Consider the following 22019-nt stretch of genomic DNA (forward strand, 5'->3'; position numbering starts at 1 on the left):
ATACTGAAATGGAGAATTGTGGAACTGTCTGTTTTTTGGCTGTGCAGTAGATTTTTGTCTCATCCTCACGCCGAAAGTTTGAGTACGTTCCGGCCAGCACGCTTGGCCGCATATAGCGCCTCGTCCGCTCGCCGCAGCAGACTGTCGCTGGTCTCGCCCAGTGTCCATTCGGCAACGCCGATGCTGATGGTAACGGAGGGGCTTGTTCTGCTAGCCTCGACCGCGCTTCTCACCCGCTCTGCGACCATCACGGCAATGTCTGCCGATGCATCCGGCAAAATAATGACGAACTCCTCGCCACCGAAGCGGCCGAGCATATCATTGCCGCGCAATTGGCGGCTCGCGTCCATGGCGACCCGTTGGATCACCTGATCGCCTACAAGATGCCCGTATCGGTCGTTGATCGCCTTGAAGTGGTCGATGTCGAGCAGCGCAATGGCCATGGGGCGCCCGCTTTCCAGCGCGCTTGCCATGGCCTCTGCCAGATATTGCGTCACGCGACGCCGGTTCGCTATCCCGGTCAGCTGGTCGGTTTCCGCCAGGATCTGCGCTTCTTCCGCCGCCTTCTCGGCTCTTTGGCCAGCTGCCTTGAGATCGTCCTCATGTTCTGCTTGCGCAGTAATGTCCTGAATGACGCCAAAAAGCGCCAAGGGCCGGTCAATGCTGATGCCATCGAACTCGCCGCGCGACAGGACATGGCGGATCTCGCCACCGGGCCTGATGATTCTGGCGCGGAATTCGAACCCCTGATGATCCATTATCGCGCGCTCGATGGTCGATGACACCATGGCACGGTCTTCAGGGTGATATGCGTTGATCGCATCTGCATAGGCAGGCGGATGATCGTCGGTCAGGCCGTGAATCCGAAAGACCTGGTGTGACCAGGTCACAGTTTCTGTCAGAATGTCCAGCCGCCAGTGCCCGACATTGGCCACGCTCTCGGCGAGCTGGAGAAGACGGACACTCTCGCTGATCTCATTTACCAGCCGTCGGCGCGCGGCGAGCAGCACCGCGATGGGAAGCGATGAAGCGAACAAGGACAGCAGATAGAATTGCAGAAACAGGCTGCGAGCCATCGGATCAGCATCGATGAGCGCCTCCGGACCCGAATGCAGTGTCACGGCGATTGAACTGACAACTGCGACGACCAGCACGCCACCTGTCGCACCCAACACACCGAGGCGGAACACGGCCGCCAGGATGGTCAGCATTGGCAGAAACAGGAGCGGGAACCTCGATTGCGAGAACGTGAATATCGCAACCGCGGCCACAATGGCGAACATCGCGGCAATTTGTCCAAGGGTCTGATGCCTTGGCAGCAGCCTGCCTCTGCGCAGCGACCAGCCCATAATCAGGATCAGCGGAGTGACCAGTAAAATGCCAAGAAGGTCGGTCGAGAACCATGAAAACCAGAAGACAGGCGTTGGATCGGGCACGATCATCGACGCCATCGACGCACTGATCAACGTCGAGCATGCAGCCAGGGTGCAGAAGGTGACGATGTCCGTCGATCTGGCTGCAAATGGTCGCTGGGCGTTGCTGCGCATGAGTAGCCAAGCAGCCAGCAGAGATTCAGCGACATTTGCTGCCGTGAAACCCAGCGAGATACCGATGCCATTGCCCTGCCCAAGATTGGCGACAAGACTGGCGATCGCTCCCGCCAGAATGTGGAGTGGCCAAACCCGCTTTTCGCTGAGGAGCAGCGCGGCCACCAGCACGCCGCTTGATGGCCACACCGTCGCGATTCCGTCATGACCCTTTGTAAGAGCAAGTGACGTTACCGCAGCGGTATAATAGGCCAAGCCGGTCGCCAATGGCCAGCCCAAGGCAGGGAATTGCTTGTTCAATTTGCCGGAACCGCGAAACATTGGCAACGATTGCCGGAGCTTGGTTAATTTAGTGCTTCTATCACAATCCGTTGATCGCAAATCGCGCTTCATATCGGTGAACTGCGTGAAGAGCATCGTCGGAGCCCAATTGGCTTGCACCGATGAATGCAAGACGATGCTGGCTAACTGCAAAGTCGAAATTGCCGCGGATATCTCTGATTGGCAGCGTGAGCATGGTGCTACGATCGCGGCGCGATCACGGGAGCTGTCCAAAGCGTGCTGGTCCCTCTGCTCTCGAATGCTTCAGTGGCTGTTTTCCCAGTTTGGCAGGCGAATTTGGCGGCTAGGCTGGAAAGGCTATCGAGGGCTTCCGCCAAGCGCGGCATAGAGGGCAATTGCTGAATTGAACGCTTGCTGCCGCGAACTGGCAAGCGCATCCTCGACGGTGAGTCGTTGACGTTCGGCGTCAAGCACGGCCCCAAAATCTTCGGCGCCCTCTGCATATCGATCACGCGCAAGCGCAGCCGTGCGCGCGGCATGGTGCTGCGAGTTTTCGAGCAGGTGGATGCGTTCACCATTTGCCTGCACGGCTCCGATCGCATTTTGGGCGTCGGCCAGCGCGTTCAGCAGTGCCTTGCGATACAGTTCCACGGTTTCTTGCTGTTCGGCAGATGCTCGATAGACCTGACCCTTGAGACGACCATTGTCGAAGATCGTCGCCACCATCCGGGCGGCCAGCGCAAAGCCAGGGTTCAAGATTCCGCCGCCCACCGCGCTATCGACGAAAGAGCCGGCCGAAAGCTCGATGTCGGGCAGAAAGGCTGCGCGTGCGCGATCGACATCACCGTTTGCAGCCTCGATGCGGGCTGCTGCCGCCAGCATGTCGGGCCGCCGGGTGACAAGCGAGGCCGGCTGGTCTGACCTGAACTGCGGCAACGCGAAATCGGCAAGAGAGGCGGGCTCAAGGTCGAACAGCGGTCCCTCTTCGCCTGCAAGAACTGCGATCGCCTGAACGGTGCGCGATCGCGCCTCGCGCAGGCGCGACAGGTTGACCGCAATGTCATTGGTTTCGGCCGCCTGAATACCTGCATCAACCTGGCTGACAATCCCGGCTTCGGCGCGCAGGTTCAATGTTCGTCCGAACTCCCACGCATTGGCCAATGCCTGCTCGGCAATCTTGATCCTGTCACACAGCGCCGCGTATTCGATATAGGCCGTGGCGGCAGCGGCTTCGATGGTGAGGCGTGTCGCCTGCGCTTCATACCCGGCAGCGCGGTATCGGGCGAACGCCGCCTTCTTGCTAGCTTTCAGCCGCCCGGAAAGATCCAGCGTATAGGTAAGGTCGAGGTCACCTGTGACATAGCTGTCGCGAAAGGCATTGTCGCCCGATCCGCCGCGCGCGTTCGATTCTGCCCGGCTGAACGCTTCCAGCGTCGGTCCGTTGGCGGATTTGGCGATGCGAAGGTCGGCGGCCGCCTGGGCAATGCGTGCATTGGCTATGGCGATATCGGTGTTCGCCGCACGCACCTGGGCCAGCAACGCATCGAGACGCGGTGAACCGAAGGCGGCCCAGTCGAGCGGAGCTTGAGCTACACCAATTCCGTCTGCACCAGCGCCAGGCTGGATCGACCATGTCGCTGACTGGATGTCTGGGGCCACCGCCAGTTGCACGTGCGGCGCACACCCGTTCAGCACAGGCACCGCGGCCAGCCAAGGTATCGCAACCAGTATCCGTGCTCTCACTTCAGGTTCCCGTGTCTCTTGTGACGCGCGCAACGGCGACCGACATCGGGTCCCCGGATACCAGCCATTGGTTACAAAAGCCGAAAGACTGGGTTTTCAGCGCATTAATCACGTTTTGAGGAATTGCGGCTAACCCTGCGCGAATGCATCTGGCCGACTCGACATGAACAGTCCGCTCTTCCGTCAGGAGGTTATCGACGCCGGCCGTCAGCGGCTCACCGGCACGGTCGTCGCGGCTGTGCCGCCATCTGCCCGTGTCTATACCGCGCTGATCGTCGCCGTTGTGCTCGCCTTGGCGTTGCTTCTGACGTTCGGTAGCTATGCACGTAGGGCTCAGGTTCGCGGCGTCATCGCGTATTCGCAAGGTGTCTCGCGAGTTACGCCGCCCGCCGAGGCCAAGGTGGAAAAGGTTTTGGTGCGTGAAGGGCAGGCCGTCGATGCGGGCACGCCGCTGTTGACAGTCTCGCTCACGCAGGGGCGCGATCCCGGCGGCGAAGGCATTGCCAGTCAGCTGTTGCAGATCGACCGCCAATATGATGAGCTGCGGCGTCAGAAGGACCTGAGCGGGCTGCTCGGCTCGACTGAAACGCAGTCGCTCAGGACGCAGCAACAAGGCATCGCCCAATCGCTCGAATCCCTGGTCCGCCAAGAAAAGCTCGTTGCCGAACAGGCCCGGCTGGCTGAGGCGCAACTTCAGCGATCGCAGCGGTTGAGCAAGCAGGGTGCGGCGACCAAAGCGGAGCTGGAAGATCGCCAGGCGGCTTTGCTGGCGCGCAAGCTGGAGCGTGAAACTCTCGCCGAACGCATCGTTTCGCAGCGCGAAGCGCTCAAGACCATAGAGTCGCAAATTGCTTCGCGCACGATCGGGGCCGATCAGGCCGGTTCACAGCTTTCCGAACGCATGGCGGCCCTTGCCGAACAGCGTGCACGTCTGCTGCGCCAGGACAAGCTCACATTGACGGCGCCAATAGCCGGATCAGTGGGCGACCTTGCCGTGCGCCCCGGCCAGCGGGTCGATGCATCGACGGTCATGGCAGCTGTCGTCCCATCTGCCAGCACGCTCGAAGTTCAGCTCTATGCGCCATCGAGCGCTGTCGGGTTCGTTCGTCCAGGCCAGAAGGTCCGGCTGATGTTCGATGCGTTTCCCTACCAGAAATACGGCACGGGATCGGGGACGGTAACCTGGGTTTCCACCGTGCCGACACCGCCGGTGGGCCTCACCCAGACCGGGTCGGCCAGCGAACCGATGTTCCGTGTGCGTGTGAAGTTCGAGGCCGGGGAGACCGCAAGCCGCTTCCGGGCCGGGCAGTTGCGCGACGGTATGACCCTGTCTGCCAACCTGATCCTTGAGGACCGCAGCCTTTGGGAGGTTTTCCTGGAACCCGTGCTGAAGGCTATGCGATCATGACCCGCATTGAATGGCCGTGGACGCAGGGCATGCGCCCGATGCTTCAGGCCGAGGCCGCCGAATGCGGGCTGGCCTGCCTTGCCATGGTCGCTGCCCATCATGGCCATCGCATCAATATCGGCGGCCTTCGGCGGCAGTTCCCGATTTCGATGAAAGGTGCCACGCTGGCCCAGCTGATCGAGATCGCCTCGCGTCTCGATCTGGCACCACGTCCCCTGAGGCTTGAACTTGACGAGCTGAACAAGCTTGCGACCCCCGCCATACTGCATTGGGACCTCAACCACTTCGTTGTGCTTGAGCGGGTAGAGGCGCGCTCCATCACCATCCTCGATCCTGCGAGCGGGCGGCGCGAGATCGCGATCGGGCAAGTCGGGCGGCACTTTACCGGGGTCGCGCTCGAGCTGACCCCCACTGCCGATTTCAAGCCGATCGACGCCAGGGTCAACGTGCGCCTTTCAGACCTGTGGGGGCGTCTGGTCAACTTCCGCAGTGCCTTTGCCCAGCTGCTGCTGCTGTCGCTACTATTGCAGATGACAGCACTCGCCTTACCCTTTTTCATGCAGCTGACCATTGATGAAGCCATCGGCCAGAGCGACAGCAATCTCGTCATGTTGCTGCTGACCGGCTTCGGGCTCGTCTACGCAATCAACATCCTCATCAAGGCGCTGCGGTCATGGGTGGTGCTGACGCTGGGACAGATGATCTCGTTCCAGCTGGGGGGCAACATCGTGCGGCACATGCTGCACCTGCCGACACGCTATTTCGAAAGCCGTCATGTCGGCGATCTGATGTCGCGGTTGCGCTCGGTCGGCCCAATCCAGTCCATCCTGACTCAGGGCATCGTCAACGCGCTGATCGATGCGATGCTGGCTATCACCACACTCATCGTGATGGCGCTCATCAGTGTGCCGCTGATGATCGTAACGGTTGCGACCACCCTGCTCTACATCGTGTTCCGCACTGCGATCTATCCTGCCATTCGTCGACGCACCGAAGAGGAACTGATCGCCGATGCGCATGAAGATACCTACACCATGGAAACGATGCGCTCGATGCGGGCCATCAAGCTGCATGTGAATGAGGCGGTGCGCGAGGCTGGCTGGCGAAATCGTTATGCGGACGTCATCACCGCCAGCTTTCGCACCGAAACCTATCGGATATGGAGCAGACTGGCCGAAGGCATCATCACCAACGGCCAGTTCCTGGTGCTTGTTGCCATCGCTGCCCAGGCTGTCATCGCCAACGAGATGACGATTGGCGTCATGCTCGCCTTCCTGGCCTATCGTGCCAGCTTCATGGACAGTGCGACGTCCCTGATTGATCATGCCGAGCGCTGGCGACTGCTTTCGGTTCATTTGGAGCGCCTGTCTGACATAGTTTCGGAACGCCGTGAGGACGTCGTGCATGGTATGCCGCGCGAACAGCTGCTCGCCGCACCAGCCATTGTCGCTGACAACCTCACATTCGGCTATGACAGCGACCAGAAGCCTGTCTTCACCAATCTGTCCTTTGCGATACCGGCCGGGAGCTTCGTTGCCATTATTGGCGAATCCGGGGCTGGAAAGTCCACGCTCATGCGGATTTTACTGGGACTCATGAAACCTCAGTCCGGCCGACTCCTCATCGACGGTCAACCCCTGGGCCCTACGAACACCAGCACATGGCGCGGTCGCATCGCCGCAGTGATGCAGGATGACCATCTTCTGTCCGGCACGCTGGCCGACAATATCTGCTTCTTCGATGAAAAGGGCAAAATGGAGGATATTGAGTTCGCGGCGCGCATGGCCAGAATTCACGATACGATCATGGCAATGCCCATGGGCTATCAGAGCCTGATCGGCGACATGGGCAATGCCCTGTCGGCTGGTCAACGTCAGCGCATTCTGCTCGCGCGAGCGCTTTACCGAGACCCCGATGCGATCTTCCTCGATGAAGGCACGGCCAATCTTGATGAAGAGAACGAGGCGGCCATTGCGGACATGCTGGCGCGGCTGCCCATCACCAGAGTCGCGATCACGCACCGGCCCGCGCTGGTCGAACGCGCAGATATCGTGCTGCGGATGGTGGATGGCCGCATGATGGTCGAGCGCGGCGCGGTGCGCGCAGCTAATGCGAATAAGGCTGTGGGCCAGCAGCACTCGTAAACTAGAAACCACCGAGGTGCGCCGGTTGGCCTTGCGCACTTCGGTAATTTCTAGGTTATCATAAAACGCTTACCGGACGATGTCCGCATCCTTGTCAGCTCCGGTCTTACCCGAATTGCCGGGTGCCGGATCTCCGCCGCCGTTGCCGAACCCGTTATTGCCCTTTGGCTTCTTGTCCTTGCCCGCCGGGGGACAGGGCGATGCACTTGCGCCGCTTACATTGGCCACTTCAAAGTCAACTAGATCGCGCATTTGAAATACCTCCTGAGGTCATGGCAACAGTCGGAGTTAGATTTTCCCGCTGGCTAACAGCATGCTGCCTCGCCAGTCAGGTTTCGCCAAGTGGTAAGTTGGGCGCGTATCAGCTTGGAACACGTGCATACCCAACAATAAAATGCGCAGTCGATAGGGTTCAGCTTTGGGCGGTGCTATACCATCCTGTCACAGCGATACGGGGGAATCCGGCAGACGGGCTGACCCACGAAACACTGTGCTGCTGTGGCACGTGGAACAGGTCGAGCGTATTGAAGCGCGGCACAAGCGCTTCTGCCGTTCGGTCATGTTGCCCATGAAACAGCAGAAGGCCCCCCCATTCGAGCCGCCACCGCTGCGTCAATCCCAGCACGAATGCAGCCATTCGGTTTTCGCCAGCGGCATTGTCGTCATGGCCAGTCAGGAAATCGCCTGTGCCATAGCTGGTCGCCTGGCCATTGATAAAGAGATGGGGCGCGCGTGCAGTGATGTCCTCGATCAATTCCAGCATCTCCGGGCTGTGTAGGAAATGGCTGAGGGGCGAAAGCAGGTCATGGATGTCGAGCGGCTCGTCAAGGTCGGGCACGCGTAAGGCCTCGTAGCGATATTGGAACCCGTCCCGCCCGCGGCGGTTCACGCCGTCCTCAATCCTGGCATAGCGTTTCGCGCCCATGGCAATGCGCTCGTCACGGGTCAGTTCGATCGGGGCGTCCGGCGCATGGATGACCTGTATCCAGTCGTCGCGCTCGCGCAGATGATCGTGCAGTTCCACAGCGCCTTGCGCGAGCAGGCCATAGATGCGCACGCGGCCCGTGCGTGCATAGCATTCCGCCAGCGCTTTGCGATCGAGGTCCGGGTTCAGCGCGAACAGATCAGCCGAATCCGCGACAAGGGTTTGCCGGATCATTCGACACGCCTCGGCGCAGGGCCGGTCGATGTCCTCACCTTCACCTCGATCTCTACCCGCGTTTCGAGCGGGTAGACGGTAACCTGCCGGGTCAGCTCGGGGTCGAGAAAGTCCTTGAGCAACGGCGGGCGAGGGGACCGGAAATAATGCGCTGGGTCGTCGGTCACATCGTCCGAGCCGACCAGGTTGAGCTCATCGAGGCACGAAACGCGCTCAACCACCATCGGCGCATGGGTGATGCCATGGGCAAGCAGGCTGTAGGCACGGTGATAGCCATTCTGGAGCACGATCCGCTTGTCGCTACCGATGCCCGACAGCAAGTTGGCGCCATAGCCTACCGGCAGCATCAGTCCGGTGGTGACAAGACCGAAGCTGGCGATGGACTGGGCTTGCGCAGCGGTCATGCGCTGGATTTCATGGAACCTGAGATCGGTCGATTGCGAACTGAAAATGTATCGATCGGCTGGCAACCGCAACATACTGACCGGTGCGGGCTGATGCGTCCGCGGCAGACAGAAGTCGAACAGTTCGATGATGTTGCGATCGTCGCCCAATGTGTTACGCAGAACGTCGCTATGGTCGAGCCCGACGCTGCCTTGCGACACCACGAGCTTGGCCAATTCGACCCAGCGGATCTCGGTTAGAACGCTGTCATAGGCTTGCAGATAATGGTCCTGCGCCATGAGTTCGGCCGCTGGTCCTTCAAGCTCGGCGGGTAATGGCAGGTCCTCGATGGTCTCCGCGACACCTGCCTGCTCGGTGAGCAGCGCGTAATAGCGGTCATTGGCTTTTCGCCATTCCGCAGCCAGCACTTTAGGAGGAATTGTCTCACCATCGATGACCCGGCTGGCAAAAAAGCGCAGATAATCTGCCAGATGCGGTTGGCCGAGCAACTTGACAATACGTTCGCCGGGCTGGCCTAATGGCGTGGTGGAGCCGCTATGATCGGCCTTATGATGCGACATTTCCATCGCACGGGCCTAGCATCTTGTCGTTAAAACACTGCTAAATCGGAGATTTCTGAACGATGCTGCGGCGCATTGGCGTCTCGCTCAATGCGCCGCGCCGCCGTCAGCAATAGCGGTGGCTCTTGCCCTTGCTCTTGGAGCCCTTGCTCTTCGAACCTTTGCTCTTGGAGCCCTTGCTCTTCGAACCCTTGCTGTTCGAACCCTTGCACTTGCTCTTCTTCGGCGGCTTGGGCGAGCTGCCCGCTCCGCTGACATGGCCCCATTCGAATTCGTGCAGATCGCGCATATCAGACTCCTAAGTGAACCTCCAGTTACCCACCATAGGTGTAACCGTGGAGCCATAATGTGTTGATTTTGAACTATGTAAATCGCCGATTCGTTAACGTCCCAAGGCGAGACATTAACCACGCATGAAGTTATTGAAGGTCGGCACATGCATATGCTCGCGCTGGGGGCAGCCACCGCGGCCGGAATGCCGGTAGGCTTGCCGCTGTTCACCTCGGCCTTCTTCACCCACTCCAGCAGCGTGTCACCCGCGCAACCAATCATGGCGGGTCGCGCCCCTGGCACTCATGGTTCAGCATCAACTCGATGTTATGGATCGTCTGGAACAGGAATCTGCGCGCCAGTTCGCGAAACCAACCATAGACCGTCTGCCACGTCCTGAAAAGGATCGGCAGCATGCGCCCGCCACAGCCCGATCGAACTAGGCAGCGGAGCGAATCGATCACTCCGCGAAAGTCCACCTCGCGCGAACTGGCTCTGCGTCCCGGCTTGGGCATCAACGGTGCAAAGCGCTCCCATTCCTCATGGCTCAGGTTACTGAGGTAAAGCGTCGTCTTCTTGGCAATCCGGGCCATTCACCCTCGGCCCTGCTGGGTTCATGTACACAGTCTGAACCAGACACTTAGCCCCGACGCAACCCCTTCGAGCGATTTTCCAAACAGCCTCTCAGACCAAACTCGGTTGTTTAGCCGCAGCAGTCCATGCCCAAGCCGCAGCAAGCACCGATGGCACAGCAAGCGGCGCCGACCATCTGTCCGATGGGACCGGGTGCCGCCGCAAAGGCAGCGCTTGTTGAGACGAAGAGGCTGATTGCCGCCAGTTTTGCAATTTTTAACATGTCTCATTCTCCCAATATTTTGGTGAACACTATTCTGTGCTAAGCCGTATTAACGCGGGTGTCGTGCCATCCAAAAGCGGTGCCTCCCTTTGATCCTCGGTTAACTGCTGAGATGTCCGATACCGCAGCGTCAGACTTGCCAGCTCGGACAATTGCTGACAAGCTCACGTTGTGCTATGAAAAAGCCCGATTGACGTGGTGTTAACATAGGAGCAAGTTCTACTAATCGACCGTATAAATGCGACCCTGAAGGGGCTGTAATGACTAGGACGACCTTGCCAACCAGCCCCTTTCCCTTGTTTTGAATAAGTAATTCAAGGTTGTTTGACAATTGCTGCAGAAGTCACAGGGGTTTGACGTTTGGCTAGCTATGTGTGCCGACCTCATTCTCAGTCGATTTTGCCTTAACCGGTTTTCGCGCGGCGAGGCTTTGCCTGATTCGCTGTGCCAGAACTGCGCGGTTGTAAGGTTTGCGGAGCAGATCAACTCCGGCGTCCAGACGGCCATCATGGATTATGCCGTTCTCGGTATAACCAGACGTAAACAGAACCGATATTTCAGGCAATATTTCAACAGCGCGCCGCGCAAGGTCATGGCTTCTGACCTTCCCCGGCATGATAACATCTGTAAATAGCAGGTCGATCCGTGTGCCACTTTCCAGCACCGCCAAACCAGCTTCCGCGTCCCTAGCCAGCAATACGTGATACCCCAATTCCCGCAAGGTGCTACTCACCGTTATGCGCACTTCGTCGTCGTCCTCGACTACCAAGATGGTCTCGTTGCCACTTGGCACGTCCTCACCAGTTGGATCGCACTTTTGGCTTAAACTCTCGATCGTTCTGGGTAAATAGAGTGTGACCGTGGTTCCAACGCCTTCTTCGCTTTCAATGGAGACATGGCCGCCAGACTGTTTCATCAATCCGTAAACCATGCTCAAGCCCAACCCGGATCCCTTACCAACTTCTTTGGTAGTGAAGAACGGTTCGAAAACTCTCTCTCTTATATCGGACGTCATCCCACAGCCTGTATCGCTAATTTTTATTGCGGCATATTCGCCAGCAACGAGGTCTGACCAACTGCCCTCCTCAATGACCACATTCTCCAATTGGATTGTCAGCCGCCCACCTTCGGGCATTGCGTCGCGCGCATTAATCGCGAGATTGAGCACTGCGTTCTCAAGCTGAGAGTGGTCAATCATGCACTCCCATATTTCTGACATGCTAGAGAATTGAAGTTCAATATGTTCGCCGAGAAGCCGCCGCAACATGTCCTCAATGTTCGTCATCAGAACGGGGATATTACATGGCCGTGGGTTGAGCGGCTGTTTACGGCCGAATGCCAGTAGCTGGTGTGCCAATCGAGCACCGCGCTCAGTCGCAGAAAGCGCCATATCAACTCGCTGGGCCGCACGCGGATTATTTGAAACGTCGCGAGCTAACAATTCAAGGTTGCCCCCGACCACTTGCAGCAAATTGTTGAAATCATGCGCAACACCGCCAGTGAGTTTACCAATAGCTTCCATTTTCTGAGCATGCCGTAGCTTAGCTTCAGCAGCATCGCGCTCGGCTAATGCTTGGTCGATCCGAGCCTCAAGCTCAGCGTTAAAATTCTCGCGGGCGCGCTTGGCTTCAATTTCCACGGTGATGTTTCGTGCTTCGATGACGGTGCCCACTGGTGCACCAGAAGCATCCCTTATTGGGCTCGCTGAATAAGAAACAGGATAGAAACTGCCATTTTTATGAATGAAAATATCTTCTCCTTGTTCATTGTTTCCGCTGGTTAGAGCCCTGTCGATCGCGCATTCATCAATTGGAAATGGGCGCCCGTCTGGATAGGTGTGATGGATTACATCATGCAGCCTACGACCCTCAGTCTCAGCAAAGCGGTAGCCAGTAAGAGTCTCGGCAGCTTCGTTCATGTAAATGCATTCCTGACGGTCGTTCATTAGAAACACTGCCATTGTGGTGTTAGCCAAGACGGTGTTCAGTCTTTCCGTCGTGTCGCGCAGTTCCCGCAGAATCAGGCTTTGCTCTGTCGTATCCTCAATGGCAGCAAAAAATACTGGCCGCTCTTGGTCGTTGAATAATTGCAGTCTGACGGTGACGTTATAATCACTACCGTCCTTGCGACGATGGACAGTATCAAAGCTTATGACATTCTGGCTGCCGCTGAGAAGAGGCTCAACTAGCTCAAGAAACCGCTCTATCGTGAATTCGGGCTTGATGTCGATAGGAGTCAGCTCCGAAAGCTCGTCCATCGTATAGCCTAGGTTATCTCTGGCACCCTTGTTAACCAGTAAAAATCTAAATGTCTCAGCATCAAAGACGAACACCTCGCTGGCAGCATCTTCGACGATTCTACCTAGCCTTTCGGCGCTCGATCCAAATTTTAGCCTTTCCAACTCTGCCCCGGCTCGGCCAGCGAATAATTCTACTGTCAATGCTGCTTCACTGGTTTCCTGAAGGGGCTTGTCATGTAGCACTGCCAAGAGGCCCAATAACTGACCATTGCTGGCGTGCAATGGGGCGCCGATATAGCTTTCCGCACCCATTTCCACTAGGACAGCGTCATCAGGAAACAAGCGCTGAATACCACTCGAATGGACACACACTCGGTCTTCGATGACATCGCCGCATGGCGTCCCCTGGAGCTCATAGCTGAAGTTTGCCCGGCACTCCCCATCTGCCCAATAGGCGATCGTATGAGCCATCCGGGTTGGTTCATGATCGATTTCGCACAGCATGACCCAACGCGCGTCAAGAGCGTTTGCAAGAACGGCGACGGTTTCGTCTATAAACTCGCGTCCGACCAGCCGCGCGCAGTCAATAAGCAGTTTCTGTTGCTCATGTCGGCGTTTACGTATCGTTGCGTTCGCGACGGTTATCCAGCGTATGCTCGCGGCCTTGCCATGTTCAGCCGATTGCGAGAGGTGAAGCTCTGCATCGAAATGTTCGCCAACCGCCGTTACGGCCTCCGACATGAAACAGACTGATGTGGGTGTAGGCCTACTATCTGTCGCTGCCTCGAGATCCCGAGAAAAGCCGGGAATAATGCTACTGATAGGCGTGCCCTCGATGTCAGCTCTGCTATAGCCAAAAAGTTTAGTTGCTGGCAGGTTGCAGTAAATGACTTTGTCATCTTCGGCTAATGCGATGATAGAGTCCCGACAAATATCAAGGGCTGTGGGACCGAGGGCAACTTTGTGATCGTCAGATACCCGCATTCCCCCCCCCAATCAGGGTATGTTCTTCCCTAACCCTCAGGAACGCGGAAAGCGTGCAGCCGGTTCCTTAGGTGCATTCCGCGGAGCCAAAAAAAACTCCGAGCAGGCCAAAGGCAAACCGCCGCGTCTTCGGCAGCAGGTCGATCAGCAGGGTTTCGAATGTCGTCATCCAGATTCGGCGCCTTTCTGTTGGATAAAACGGCTGGCCTCGTGCTTTTTCTGAATGGGAAGGCGAAAAAATGGGACGGAGACCAGATGCGCAAGCCCATTATGACTGTGAGCGTCGTGGCCAGCACGGTGCTGTTGGCGGCGTCTCAGTTGCTCTCGTAACAGAGCGCTGGGTCGCGCGGTCGGATCCATCGCTCGGTCTTCGCGCGGCGTTCCGCGTCCGCGTCGAGTGCTTCGCCCGCTGCCATGGTCTGCGCGGCGGCGAGGAGATCGGTGTCGCTGCCAGCTTGGCGGTATTCGGCTGTGCCGGTGCTCTCCAGCAGCAGTTTCCGTTCGATCTTCCAGCCCACCGAATCGCGGCAGGCGATGCCGCCCCGGCCAGAGTCACGCCACGCCCGGCAGAGTCGGCCGTCACGCGCGGCAAAGCTCAGCAGCACGCGCGGCTGCGCGTCGGCGCGCTGTTCGGACACGGCCGCAGCGGCCTGCTCGGTCGCGCCCTGCGAGACCTGTTCGGAGCTCGAGGAGAGTTCCTGGCTGCCGGCGGCGACGTTGCCGATCGCAGCGACGGTATCGGCGACGACGATGCGCAGCCGCTCGACCATCGCGATCAGCGCATGGCCCAGCTTGTCTTCATCGGACAGCGCAGTGTGCTGCACGGTCAGGTCGCCCTGCGCGATGGTCTCGGCAAGCGCCGCGGTCTGGCGCAGGTTGGCGGTCATGCGGTTGACGGTATCGACCAGGTCCTTGATCAGGCCGCGCGAGATGGTCAGCGAAATCCAGATAGCCGCAGCGATGCCAGCAATGACCGCGACGACCAGCAGAACGACGAACAGATTGCGCGCATCGGCATAGGCGACGTCGCCTTCGGCGCTGGCCTGCGCACCGCCTTCGGTATTCAGCTTGACGAGCTTGAGCAGATCGCCCGAGAAATCGTCATACAGGGTCCTGCTGTCGGCCAGCGTCGCGGCGGCCTCGACATTCTGGTTGGCGCGCGACAGCGCGATGAAGCGGTCGCCCTCCTTCAGGTACCTGTCGAACTTGCCCTCGAACGCCTGGTACATCTGGCGCTCTTCGTCAGAGGAGATCAGCTTCTCATAGCGGGCGCGCTGGGTGGCAATATCGTTCAGGATGGAGTCGATCTGACCTTCTGCCGTGCGCATGACCGCCGGGTCGGTGGAGACGACATGCGTGTATTGCGCGATCCGCAAATCACCCGTCGCGGTGTTGATCCGGTGGATGGCATCGATGCTGGGCATCCAGTTCTGCGACAGTTCCGTCGATTTCTCGTTGATGTCCGACATGTTCGTGATTCCGAAAATGCCGAGGGTTGCTGTGATCAAAAGCAGGAACGTGAATGCTCCCGCCAGTTTCGCCTTGATGGTTGCACGCATGGTTTCAGGTCTCGCATTGGTTGCAACAGGTGGGCGCGCGTCATCGCTTCCCACCGTGCGTGGTTGACGGGTTGCAATCGTAAGGGTCTAATTCTGCCCGCGGGCAGGCCGGATCAGGCCGCCTCTCCGAAATCGGCATCGTCATCGTCTGCGACGCCGCGTTCCAGGTCCAGCGCGAAGCCCTTCACCCGCTCCTGCTGATGCGCCACGCTATTGGCTTTCGGCTTGGGTGCGGAAGGCTTGGCGGGCTTCGCCACAGGCCTGGTGGTTTTGGGAGCGGCAGGCTTCGACGCGCTTGGCCGGGCGCGACGGGCCTGACGCTCTTCAAGCTGGAAGAACGATACGGTCTGCTGCATCTCCTCGGCCTGGCTGGCCAGTTCCTCGGAGGTGCTGCTGATCTGCTCGGAGGCGCTGGCATTCTGCTGCGTCACCTTGTCGAGCTGCTGGATCGCCTCGTTGATCTGTTCGGTGCCGATGTCCTGTTCGCGGCACGCGGCGCTGATTTCGGACACCAGTTCGGCGGTACGGCGGATGTCCGGCACCAGCTTGTTGAGCATTTCGCCGGCTTCCGCCGCCGCCTTGACCGTCTCGGACGAGACCTGGCTGATTTCGGCCGCGGCGCCCTGGCTGCGCTCGGCGAGCTTGCGCACCTCGGAAGCGACGACCGCGAAGCCGCGGCCATGTTCGCCGGCGCGCGCCGCCTCGACCGCAGCATTCAGCGCGAGCAGATCGGTCTGACGGGCGATTTCCTGGACGATGCCGATCTTGTCGGCGATCGTCTGCATCGCGCCCACGGCCTTGTTCACCGCTTCGCCGCTGACCTTGGCATCCCGCGCGGACTGGCGCGCGATCTTCTCGGTCTGCGCGGCATTGTCGGCATTCTGTTTGACGTTGGCGGCCATCTCTTCCATCGCTGCGGACGCCTGTTCGGCGGCGGCGGCCTGTTCGGTCGCGCCCTGCGAGACCTGTTCGGAGCTCGACGAGAGTTCCTGGCTGCCGGCAGCCACCTGCGCTGCGGCGTCGGTGACGTTCGAGGCAAAGCCGGTCAGGCTCTCGATCAGGTTGTTGATCGAATCCTTCATCCGGCGGTGGTCGCCCTCGCACTCGATCTCGACGCGCTCGGTCAGCACCCCGGTGCTCACCAGATCGAGCACGCGGTTGCCCTCGGCAATCGGCAGCAGAATGGCATCGAGCATGCCATTGATCGAGCCCACGACCCGGCCGAAATCGCCCGGGAAATCGCCCGCATTGCCGCGCTCTTCCAGCCGGCCTGCAGCAGAGGCATCGATCAGGCGCTGAATCTCGCCGATGATTGCCTGGAAATTGGCGCGCAGCAGTTCGATGGTGTCGTTGATAAAGGCCTTCTTGCCAGGCAGCTGCTCCATCGGCGCGTCGAAATTGCCCTGGCCGAACTGCTGGACGCAGGCCATCGCCTTCTTCTTGGCGGCGATGTGGTTGGCGACCATCACGTTGATTCCCTCGGCCATCCTGGCGAAATCGCCCTCGAACTTCTCGATGGGAACGAACACGTCGATATCGCCGCGATCATGCTCGGCCGACATCAGGTTCATCTCGCGGATCAGCCCGCGCAGATTGCCGCGCAACTGCTCGATCGTGTCGTTGATAAAGGCCTTCTTGCCCGGAAGCTTTTCGAACGGCACGTCGAAATTGCCGCTGGCGAATTCCTGGATGCACGCCATCGCGCTCTTCTTGACGGCAATATGGCTTTCGACCAGCTCGTTCACCTTCTGCGCGATCGCCGCATATTCGCCGGGATAGTCTGCCGGGCGAAGCGCGACATCGATATCGCCGCGCGCATGTTCGGCCAGCACATGGTCGACCCCCGCGTGCAGGGCCTGGGCGGGCTGTTGCGCCGCTTCGAGAAGTTCGTTGACCGCCAGCAGCATCGCGCGCGCGCCGCCGGTGGCGTTCATCGCGTCTGCTCGTGCGCCGCTCTCCCCCGCTGCCACGGCGCGCGCGACGCGTCGGACCTCTTCGGCGGCATGGTCGAAATGCGAGCTCGACTTCAGGGAAACATACGGACGCATAAGTAGATCCTCTCTCTAGTTCGCCGCGGCAGAATAGGCGGCAGCGCTCTCCGGCGACTTGTGATGGAAAATGGCGGACAGATCGGGCAGCACGACGATACCGCCGGGCTGGCGGACCAGTTCGTGGACGAAGTCGCGGCGCCAGCGCATGCCGACCACCGGCGGCTTTTCCGCGTCGGTCCGGTTGAGCGTGGCGACTTCGTGCACCTTGTCGGTGCGGATGCCGATCTGGCTCGGCTCGCCGTCGATATCGATCTCGATCACGATGATCCGGCTGTCGATGGTGTTCTCGGCGGCGGGCATGTCGAAGGCCAGGCGCAGATCGGCAATCGGGATGATCTTGCCGCGAAAGTTGACGACGCTGCGCACCAGCGGCGATGCGCCGGGCACGATCGTCTCGGGCAGCAGGTCCAGGATTTCGCGGACCAGCATCGCTTCGACCGCGAAGGTCTCGCTTGCCAGGTCGAAGGTCAGCACTTCCAGCTGGCCCTCGGCATCCCAGTTCGCGGCGGATATGGGGGTGAGTGTATCCTGCATGGGCTTATCCGGCTGCGCGCAGCCGCTCCTCCTGTTCCTGGCCGAAGGCGACGAGCTGAACCGCATCGAGGATCAGCGCGACGCTGCCGTCTCCCAATATGGTCGCGCCAGCGAAGGTCGCGACATCGCGGTGCAGCGGCGACATCGACTTGATGACGGTCTGGTGGCTGCCGATGATCTGATCGACCACCAGCCCGACGCGCTCGCCCCCGGTGGTGATGACCACGATCTTTTGATGCGGATCGGGCCGGGTGCCGGTGGCGAACATCTCGCGCAGGCGGATGAAGGGCACCAGCCGGTCGCGCAGCGTGATGAAGCTGCGGCCGCGCGAACGCATGTCCTCCTCGAGGCTGAGCTCGATGCATTCCTCGACCACCGCCAGCGGGATGACATAGCGTCCTTCGCCGACGCGGACGAGCAGGCCCTCGATGATCGCCAGGGTCAGCGGGATGCGCAGCACCACGGTCGATCCCTCGCCGGGATTGGACGTGATGTCGATGGTACCGCGCAGGCTTTCGATCGTGCGCTTGACCACGTCCATGCCGACGCCGCGTCCGGACAGGTTGGTGACCTGCGCGGCGGTCGAGAAGCCGGGGTGGAAGATCATCTGCAGCAGTTCGGAATCGCTGATCTGCGCGCCGGCTTCGATCAGCCCCTGGGCTTCGGCCTTGGCGCGGACGCGCTCGCGGTTGATGCCGCGTCCGTCGTCGCGAATGGTGATCAGCACCTCGCCGCCCGCCTGATGCGCGCTGAGCGTGACATGCCCGGCCTCGGGCTTGCCCGCCGCCACGCGCTCTTCGGGCAGCTCCAGCCCATGGTCGCAGGCGTTGCGGATGAGGTGCACCATCGGATCGGCGAGCCGCTCGATCACGGTCTTGTCGACCTCGGTGCTCTCGCCCTGGGTCGAAAGTTCGATGGTCTTGCCGGTCTCGCGCGCCAGATCATGGACCAGGCGGCGGAAGCGCCCGAATAGGCTGGCGACCGGAACCATGCGCAGCACCATCATGGTATCGCGCAATTCGCTCGCCAGCCGCTCGATATCCTCGGCGACCGAGCGCAGCGCGAGTTCTCCCGCAGGTCCGCGCACGCCCTGATGCGAAAGCTGGGCGAGGCGGCTCTGCACGATGACGAGTTCGCCGACGCGATCCATGAGCACGTCGAGCCGCTCGGCAGGGACGCGGACGCTTTCCTGCACCTTGGCCGGATTGGCCTTGGCGTTGCGGGGAGTGTCGCCGGTGCTCGCCTCGGCGGTCACCGGTGCGAGGGCTGCCGGCTCGCCTTCGGGCACGATCTCGGCCGCTGCTGGCGTCTCGGCTTCGGGCGCCGCGCACTCCATCGGCTCGATCTCGAGCGTCATGTCGTCCATCACGAAGATGAAGACATCCTCGATATCCGCGCGCGAGACATCACCGCGCAGCTCGACCTGCCAGCCGAGATGGCATTGGCTGGCATCCAGTTCGTCGAGCGAAGGGATCTGGTCGGTCTGCGCGGTGATCCTGGCATCGCCCAGCGACCGGAGCTCGTCCAGCAGCATCAGCGGGTTGGTGCCGGTGGTCATGCAGTCGGTCGGAAGGCGGAAGGCAATGCGCCAGCCTTGCGCAGCGGGCGCGGAAGCGGGGTGCGCTGCTGAGGCGGCGGTGGCGGGAGCGGCATCGACAGACGCATCTGCCGCGCCGATGGCCTGGTGCAGGCGGCCAAGGATTTCGTCGCCGATAGCTTCCAGACCCGATCCGTCGCCATCGACCAGCGCCTGCATATGGTCCATGGCGGACAGGATCACCGCGACCAGTTCTTCGGTGGCCGGAACCTGGCCCTTGCGGACGCGGTCGAATGCGGTTTCGCAATGATGGGTGAAGCCCGCCAGGGCATCGAAGCCGAACATCGCGCCCGAACCCTTGAGCGTGTGCAGGCCGCGGAACACGCTGTCGACCAGATCGCGGCTGGTCAGATCGTGCGAGAGGTCGAGCAGCGCCTGCTCGATATCGCCCAGCAGCTCCCCGGCTTCTACCCGGAAGGCGGCGATCGGATCCTGGCCGCTCATCGACCGAGCACCTTGGCGGCGATGCGCAGCAGCTGGTCGGGCACGAACGGCTTGACCAGCCAGCCGGTGGCACCGGCGGCGCGCGCTTCCTGCTTCATGGCCTCGTCGGATTCGGTGGTGAGGAAGATGATCGGCGTGCCGAGCTGGATCGGCAGCTTGCGGATCTCGCGGATCATCTCCAGCCCGTTCATGTTGGGCATGTTGAGATCGGCGATGATCATGTCGAACTTCGCGGCCTTGGCCTTGTTCAGGCCATCCAGGCCATCCACGGCTTCGCTGACATCATAGCCCGCGCCATTCAGCGCGATGCGGATAGCCATGCGAAGGCTGGACGAATCGTCAACGGTCAGGATCGAGGCAGTCACTGCGGAAGTCCTCCATGGAGCCAGGAATTGAGGTTAGCGCCGGGCAGCAGATCGGCGAGACCGGCCCGCACCAGGGTGGCGGCCAGCTTCTCGCTTGCATCATCGGTGAATTCGATGGTTTTTCCGCACTTCACGGCATAAAGATGCGCCGAATAGACTGTCTGGAAGAACGAGAGATCGACATCCAGCAGTTGCGACGCGTCGATTGTGACCTTTTCACATTCGTCCAGCGCCGTCAGGAGCTCATCTCTTAAGGAAGCGGAATTCTGGATATTGGCAGAGCTGCCAATGTTGAAAGTCTTTTGCATGGTATCGGCCCCCCGAAACTTGTCGAACCCTACCCCCAACTTGGTCAAATATTGGTTAACGCCGAAGCAACCATATCCCTGTGACGGGTGGGCCTGGGAAGGCGAACGGGTCAGAGGGGCCACAAATTCGGCCAACCTTGAAATTTACAGATAAAATCAGCGTTTTAATTGGCAGTAAAAACGCATGCTGAAGACCAGGTTACGGGCATGTGATAAAGGTACATGGACCACGGACAACTGCGGGGTGTGCTCGTTAATATCCGGTATGCGGCAAAATTGACCAAATTGCGCTCGACTCGACTGACCGATTACTGCGACTCGACTTGCCAAAAGGCCGGCAGCGAGTCGCCACGGGTCGACTCCAGCGAAGCCGGGGTGCGGAACCGTTATTCTTGCTAAACTCAGGCCGGGACGAGCACGCTTGCTCCGCTTATGGCTGCGGTCTATCTGAGCGCCCATGCCAGCCTCTGGCGCCCGTTTGCGGAGTTCTCTGATGCGTTATCCCCTGTTGCTTGCCTCGACCGCCTTGCTGATATCCGCCCCCGTGCTTGCCGAAGAGGGCATGTGGCTGCCGGGACAGACGCCGGCGCTGGGCGACAAGCTGAAAGCGGCCGGGCTGGAGCTGTCGCCGGCGGACCTTGGCAATCTCAAGGCCGCGCCGCTCAATGCCATTGTTTCGCTGGGCGGCTGCTCCGCCTCGTTCGTCAGCCCCGAGGGGCTGGTCGCCACCAACCATCACTGCGTCTATGGCTCGATCCAGTATAATTCCAAGCCGGGGCAGGACTATCTGACCGATGGCTTTCTGGCCAAGACCCAAGGCGACGAACTGCCCGCCGCGCCGGGATCGCGCATCTATGTGATCGAGGACCTGCGCGACGTGACCGCGGCGATGAACAAGGGCGTCACCACCAAGCTTTCGGGTCTTGATCGCTACAACCGGCTGGAGGCCAACCGCAAGGCGCTGATCGCCGAATGCGAGAAGCAAGCCAATCGCCGCTGCGACGTCCGTCCCTATTTCGGTGGGCAGACCTATTTCCTGCAGCAGCAGCTCGAGATCAAGGACGTGCGGCTGGTCTATGCTCCGGCGGGCGGCATCGGCAATTTCGGCGGCGAGACCGACAACTGGCAATGGCCGCGCCATACCGGCGATTTCGGCTTCTACCGCGCCTATGTCGCGCCCGATGGCTCGTCCGTGCCCTATGCCAAGGAGAACGTGCCCTACAAGCCCAAGTCCTGGCTCAAGATCGCCGACAAGCCGCTGCGCGAAGGCGATTTCGTGATGGTCGCCGGCTTTCCCGGCGTGACACAGCGCCATTGGACTGCTGCCGAGGTGCGCCACAATTTCGAGCAGGTCTATGCCATCGACCAGCAATTGCGCGCCGATTATTCCGCCGCGATCGAAAAGGCGGTGAAGGGCAACAAGGACGCCGAGATCAAATATGCGTCGATCCTCAAGGGGTCGGACAATTACAAGAAGAAGCTGCTCGGCGAGATTGCCGGCGCGGATGCCATCGACCTCATGGGCCGCAAGGACAGGGCCGATGCGGAATTCCGCGCCTGGGTT

The 22019-nt window shown here is 60.2% G+C and carries 17 protein-coding genes and 1 pseudogene; 4 read left to right on the forward strand and 14 right to left on the reverse strand.

The window, feature by feature from the left end; translation table 11 throughout:
• Positions 1-65: 65 nt before the first annotated feature.
• Positions 66-1964 carry a sensor domain-containing diguanylate cyclase gene (locus DM995_RS16695; protein WP_116970146.1) on the reverse strand — a complete coding sequence of 633 codons (1899 nt, stop codon included), beginning with the start codon at positions 1962-1964 and terminating at the stop codon, positions 66-68.
• 222 nt (positions 1965-2186) lie between these two features.
• On the reverse strand, positions 2187-3530 hold the full coding sequence (locus DM995_RS16700) for an efflux transporter outer membrane subunit (protein WP_198669397.1): 1344 nt from the start codon (positions 3528-3530) through the stop codon (positions 2187-2189).
• 205 nt (positions 3531-3735) lie between these two features.
• Between DM995_RS16700 and DM995_RS16705 the strand changes: the two genes are divergently transcribed.
• Positions 3736-4980, forward strand: a complete 1245-nt coding sequence (locus DM995_RS16705; protein WP_116970148.1) for an HlyD family secretion protein — start codon at positions 3736-3738, stop codon at positions 4978-4980.
• Positions 4977-7124: a peptidase domain-containing ABC transporter gene (locus tag DM995_RS16710; RefSeq protein WP_116970149.1), complete on the forward strand. Its 2148-nt coding sequence runs from the start codon at positions 4977-4979 to the stop codon at positions 7122-7124. Before DM995_RS16705 ends, DM995_RS16710 begins: the two co-directional genes overlap by 4 nt.
• 69 nt (positions 7125-7193) lie before the next feature.
• Here DM995_RS16710 and DM995_RS21365 read toward each other — a convergent pair whose 3' ends face one another.
• The 5 genes and pseudogenes from DM995_RS21365 to DM995_RS16730 form a co-directional block, all read right to left on the reverse strand.
• Positions 7194-7376 (reverse strand): hypothetical protein, encoded by a 183-nt coding sequence (locus tag DM995_RS21365; RefSeq protein ID WP_157973250.1) that lies wholly within the window; start codon positions 7374-7376, stop codon positions 7194-7196.
• Positions 7377-7536: 160 nt separating this feature from the next.
• Positions 7537-8283 carry a 2OG-Fe(II) oxygenase gene (locus DM995_RS16715; RefSeq protein ID WP_116970150.1) on the reverse strand — a complete coding sequence of 249 codons (747 nt, stop codon included), beginning with the start codon at positions 8281-8283 and terminating at the stop codon, positions 7537-7539.
• Positions 8280-9254, reverse strand: coding sequence for a hypothetical protein (locus DM995_RS16720; RefSeq protein WP_116970151.1), 975 nt, complete (start codon positions 9252-9254; stop codon positions 8280-8282). Before DM995_RS16720 ends, DM995_RS16715 begins: the two co-directional genes overlap by 4 nt.
• A gap of 100 nt (positions 9255-9354) precedes the next feature.
• Complete coding sequence (locus tag DM995_RS16725) at positions 9355-9537, reverse strand: hypothetical protein (protein ID WP_023836052.1); 183 nt, start codon at positions 9535-9537, stop codon at positions 9355-9357.
• Between the two features lie 268 nt (positions 9538-9805).
• Positions 9806-10111: pseudogene (locus tag DM995_RS16730) on the reverse strand (transposase); the annotation flags it as partial.
• A 126-nt stretch (positions 10112-10237) separates the two neighbouring features.
• Between DM995_RS16730 and DM995_RS22495 the strand changes: the two are divergent.
• The gene (locus DM995_RS22495; RefSeq protein ID WP_232824456.1) at positions 10238-10417 is read left to right on the forward strand and encodes a hypothetical protein; all 180 of its coding nucleotides are present in this window, start codon (positions 10238-10240) and stop codon (positions 10415-10417) included.
• Between the two features lie 321 nt (positions 10418-10738).
• Here DM995_RS22495 and DM995_RS16735 read toward each other — a convergent pair whose 3' ends face one another.
• The 7 genes from DM995_RS16735 to DM995_RS16765 form a co-directional block, all read right to left on the reverse strand.
• Complete coding sequence (locus DM995_RS16735) at positions 10739-13597, reverse strand: PAS domain S-box protein (protein WP_116970152.1); 2859 nt, start codon at positions 13595-13597, stop codon at positions 10739-10741.
• Between the two features lie 314 nt (positions 13598-13911).
• Positions 13912-15156, reverse strand: a complete 1245-nt coding sequence (locus DM995_RS16740) for an MCP four helix bundle domain-containing protein (RefSeq protein ID WP_116970153.1) — start codon at positions 15154-15156, stop codon at positions 13912-13914.
• A 113-nt stretch (positions 15157-15269) separates the two neighbouring features.
• Positions 15270-17204, reverse strand: coding sequence for a methyl-accepting chemotaxis protein (locus DM995_RS16745; protein ID WP_116970154.1), 1935 nt, complete (start codon positions 17202-17204; stop codon positions 15270-15272).
• A gap of 15 nt (positions 17205-17219) precedes the next feature.
• Positions 17220-17741 carry a chemotaxis protein CheW gene (locus DM995_RS16750; protein ID WP_116970155.1) on the reverse strand — a complete coding sequence of 174 codons (522 nt, stop codon included), beginning with the start codon at positions 17739-17741 and terminating at the stop codon, positions 17220-17222.
• A 4-nt stretch (positions 17742-17745) separates the two neighbouring features.
• Complete coding sequence (locus DM995_RS16755) at positions 17746-19782, reverse strand: chemotaxis protein CheA (RefSeq protein ID WP_116970156.1); 2037 nt, start codon at positions 19780-19782, stop codon at positions 17746-17748.
• A complete protein-coding gene (locus DM995_RS16760) occupies positions 19779-20147 on the reverse strand; it encodes a response regulator (RefSeq protein ID WP_023839252.1) in 369 nt (122 codons plus the stop codon). The genes DM995_RS16755 and DM995_RS16760 overlap by 4 nt, the downstream gene beginning before the upstream one ends.
• Positions 20144-20503 carry an STAS domain-containing protein gene (locus DM995_RS16765; protein ID WP_232824457.1) on the reverse strand — a complete coding sequence of 120 codons (360 nt, stop codon included), beginning with the start codon at positions 20501-20503 and terminating at the stop codon, positions 20144-20146. Before DM995_RS16765 ends, DM995_RS16760 begins: the two co-directional genes overlap by 4 nt.
• A 445-nt stretch (positions 20504-20948) precedes the next feature.
• Here DM995_RS16765 and DM995_RS16770 point away from each other — a divergent pair.
• Positions 20949-22019 (forward strand): S46 family peptidase (locus tag DM995_RS16770; protein ID WP_198669398.1); only part of this gene is annotated, 1071 nt, incomplete at its 3' end.

The sequence above is a fragment of the Blastomonas sp. UPD001 genome, from assembly GCF_003426715.1.
Lineage (GTDB): Bacteria > Pseudomonadota > Alphaproteobacteria > Sphingomonadales > Sphingomonadaceae > Blastomonas.

What these genes read in the sequence shown, in the direction of transcription:
- DM995_RS16710 (WP_116970149.1), top strand. Translation starts at nt 4,977, where the DNA reads ATGACCCGCATTGAATGGCCGTGGACGCAGGGCATGCGCCCGATGCTT.
- DM995_RS16740 (WP_116970153.1), bottom strand. Translation starts at nt 15,156, where the DNA reads ATGCGTGCAACCATCAAGGCGAAACTGGCGGGAGCATTCACGTTCCTG.
- DM995_RS16695 (WP_116970146.1), bottom strand. Translation starts at nt 1,964, where the DNA reads ATGCTCTTCACGCAGTTCACCGATATGAAGCGCGATTTGCGATCAACG.
- DM995_RS16745 (WP_116970154.1), bottom strand. Translation starts at nt 17,204, where the DNA reads ATGCGTCCGTATGTTTCCCTGAAGTCGAGCTCGCATTTCGACCATGCC.
- DM995_RS16715 (WP_116970150.1), bottom strand. Translation starts at nt 8,283, where the DNA reads ATGATCCGGCAAACCCTTGTCGCGGATTCGGCTGATCTGTTCGCGCTG.
- DM995_RS16725 (WP_023836052.1), bottom strand. Translation starts at nt 9,537, where the DNA reads ATGCGCGATCTGCACGAATTCGAATGGGGCCATGTCAGCGGAGCGGGC.
- DM995_RS16705 (WP_116970148.1), top strand. Translation starts at nt 3,736, where the DNA reads ATGAACAGTCCGCTCTTCCGTCAGGAGGTTATCGACGCCGGCCGTCAG.
- DM995_RS22495 (WP_232824456.1), top strand. Translation starts at nt 10,238, where the DNA reads ATGCCCAAGCCGCAGCAAGCACCGATGGCACAGCAAGCGGCGCCGACC.
- DM995_RS21365 (WP_157973250.1), bottom strand. Translation starts at nt 7,376, where the DNA reads ATGCGCGATCTAGTTGACTTTGAAGTGGCCAATGTAAGCGGCGCAAGT.
- DM995_RS16750 (WP_116970155.1), bottom strand. Translation starts at nt 17,741, where the DNA reads ATGCAGGATACACTCACCCCCATATCCGCCGCGAACTGGGATGCCGAG.
- DM995_RS16720 (WP_116970151.1), bottom strand. Translation starts at nt 9,254, where the DNA reads ATGGAAATGTCGCATCATAAGGCCGATCATAGCGGCTCCACCACGCCA.
- DM995_RS16735 (WP_116970152.1), bottom strand. Translation starts at nt 13,597, where the DNA reads ATGCGGGTATCTGACGATCACAAAGTTGCCCTCGGTCCCACAGCCCTT.
- DM995_RS16755 (WP_116970156.1), bottom strand. Translation starts at nt 19,782, where the DNA reads ATGAGCGGCCAGGATCCGATCGCCGCCTTCCGGGTAGAAGCCGGGGAG.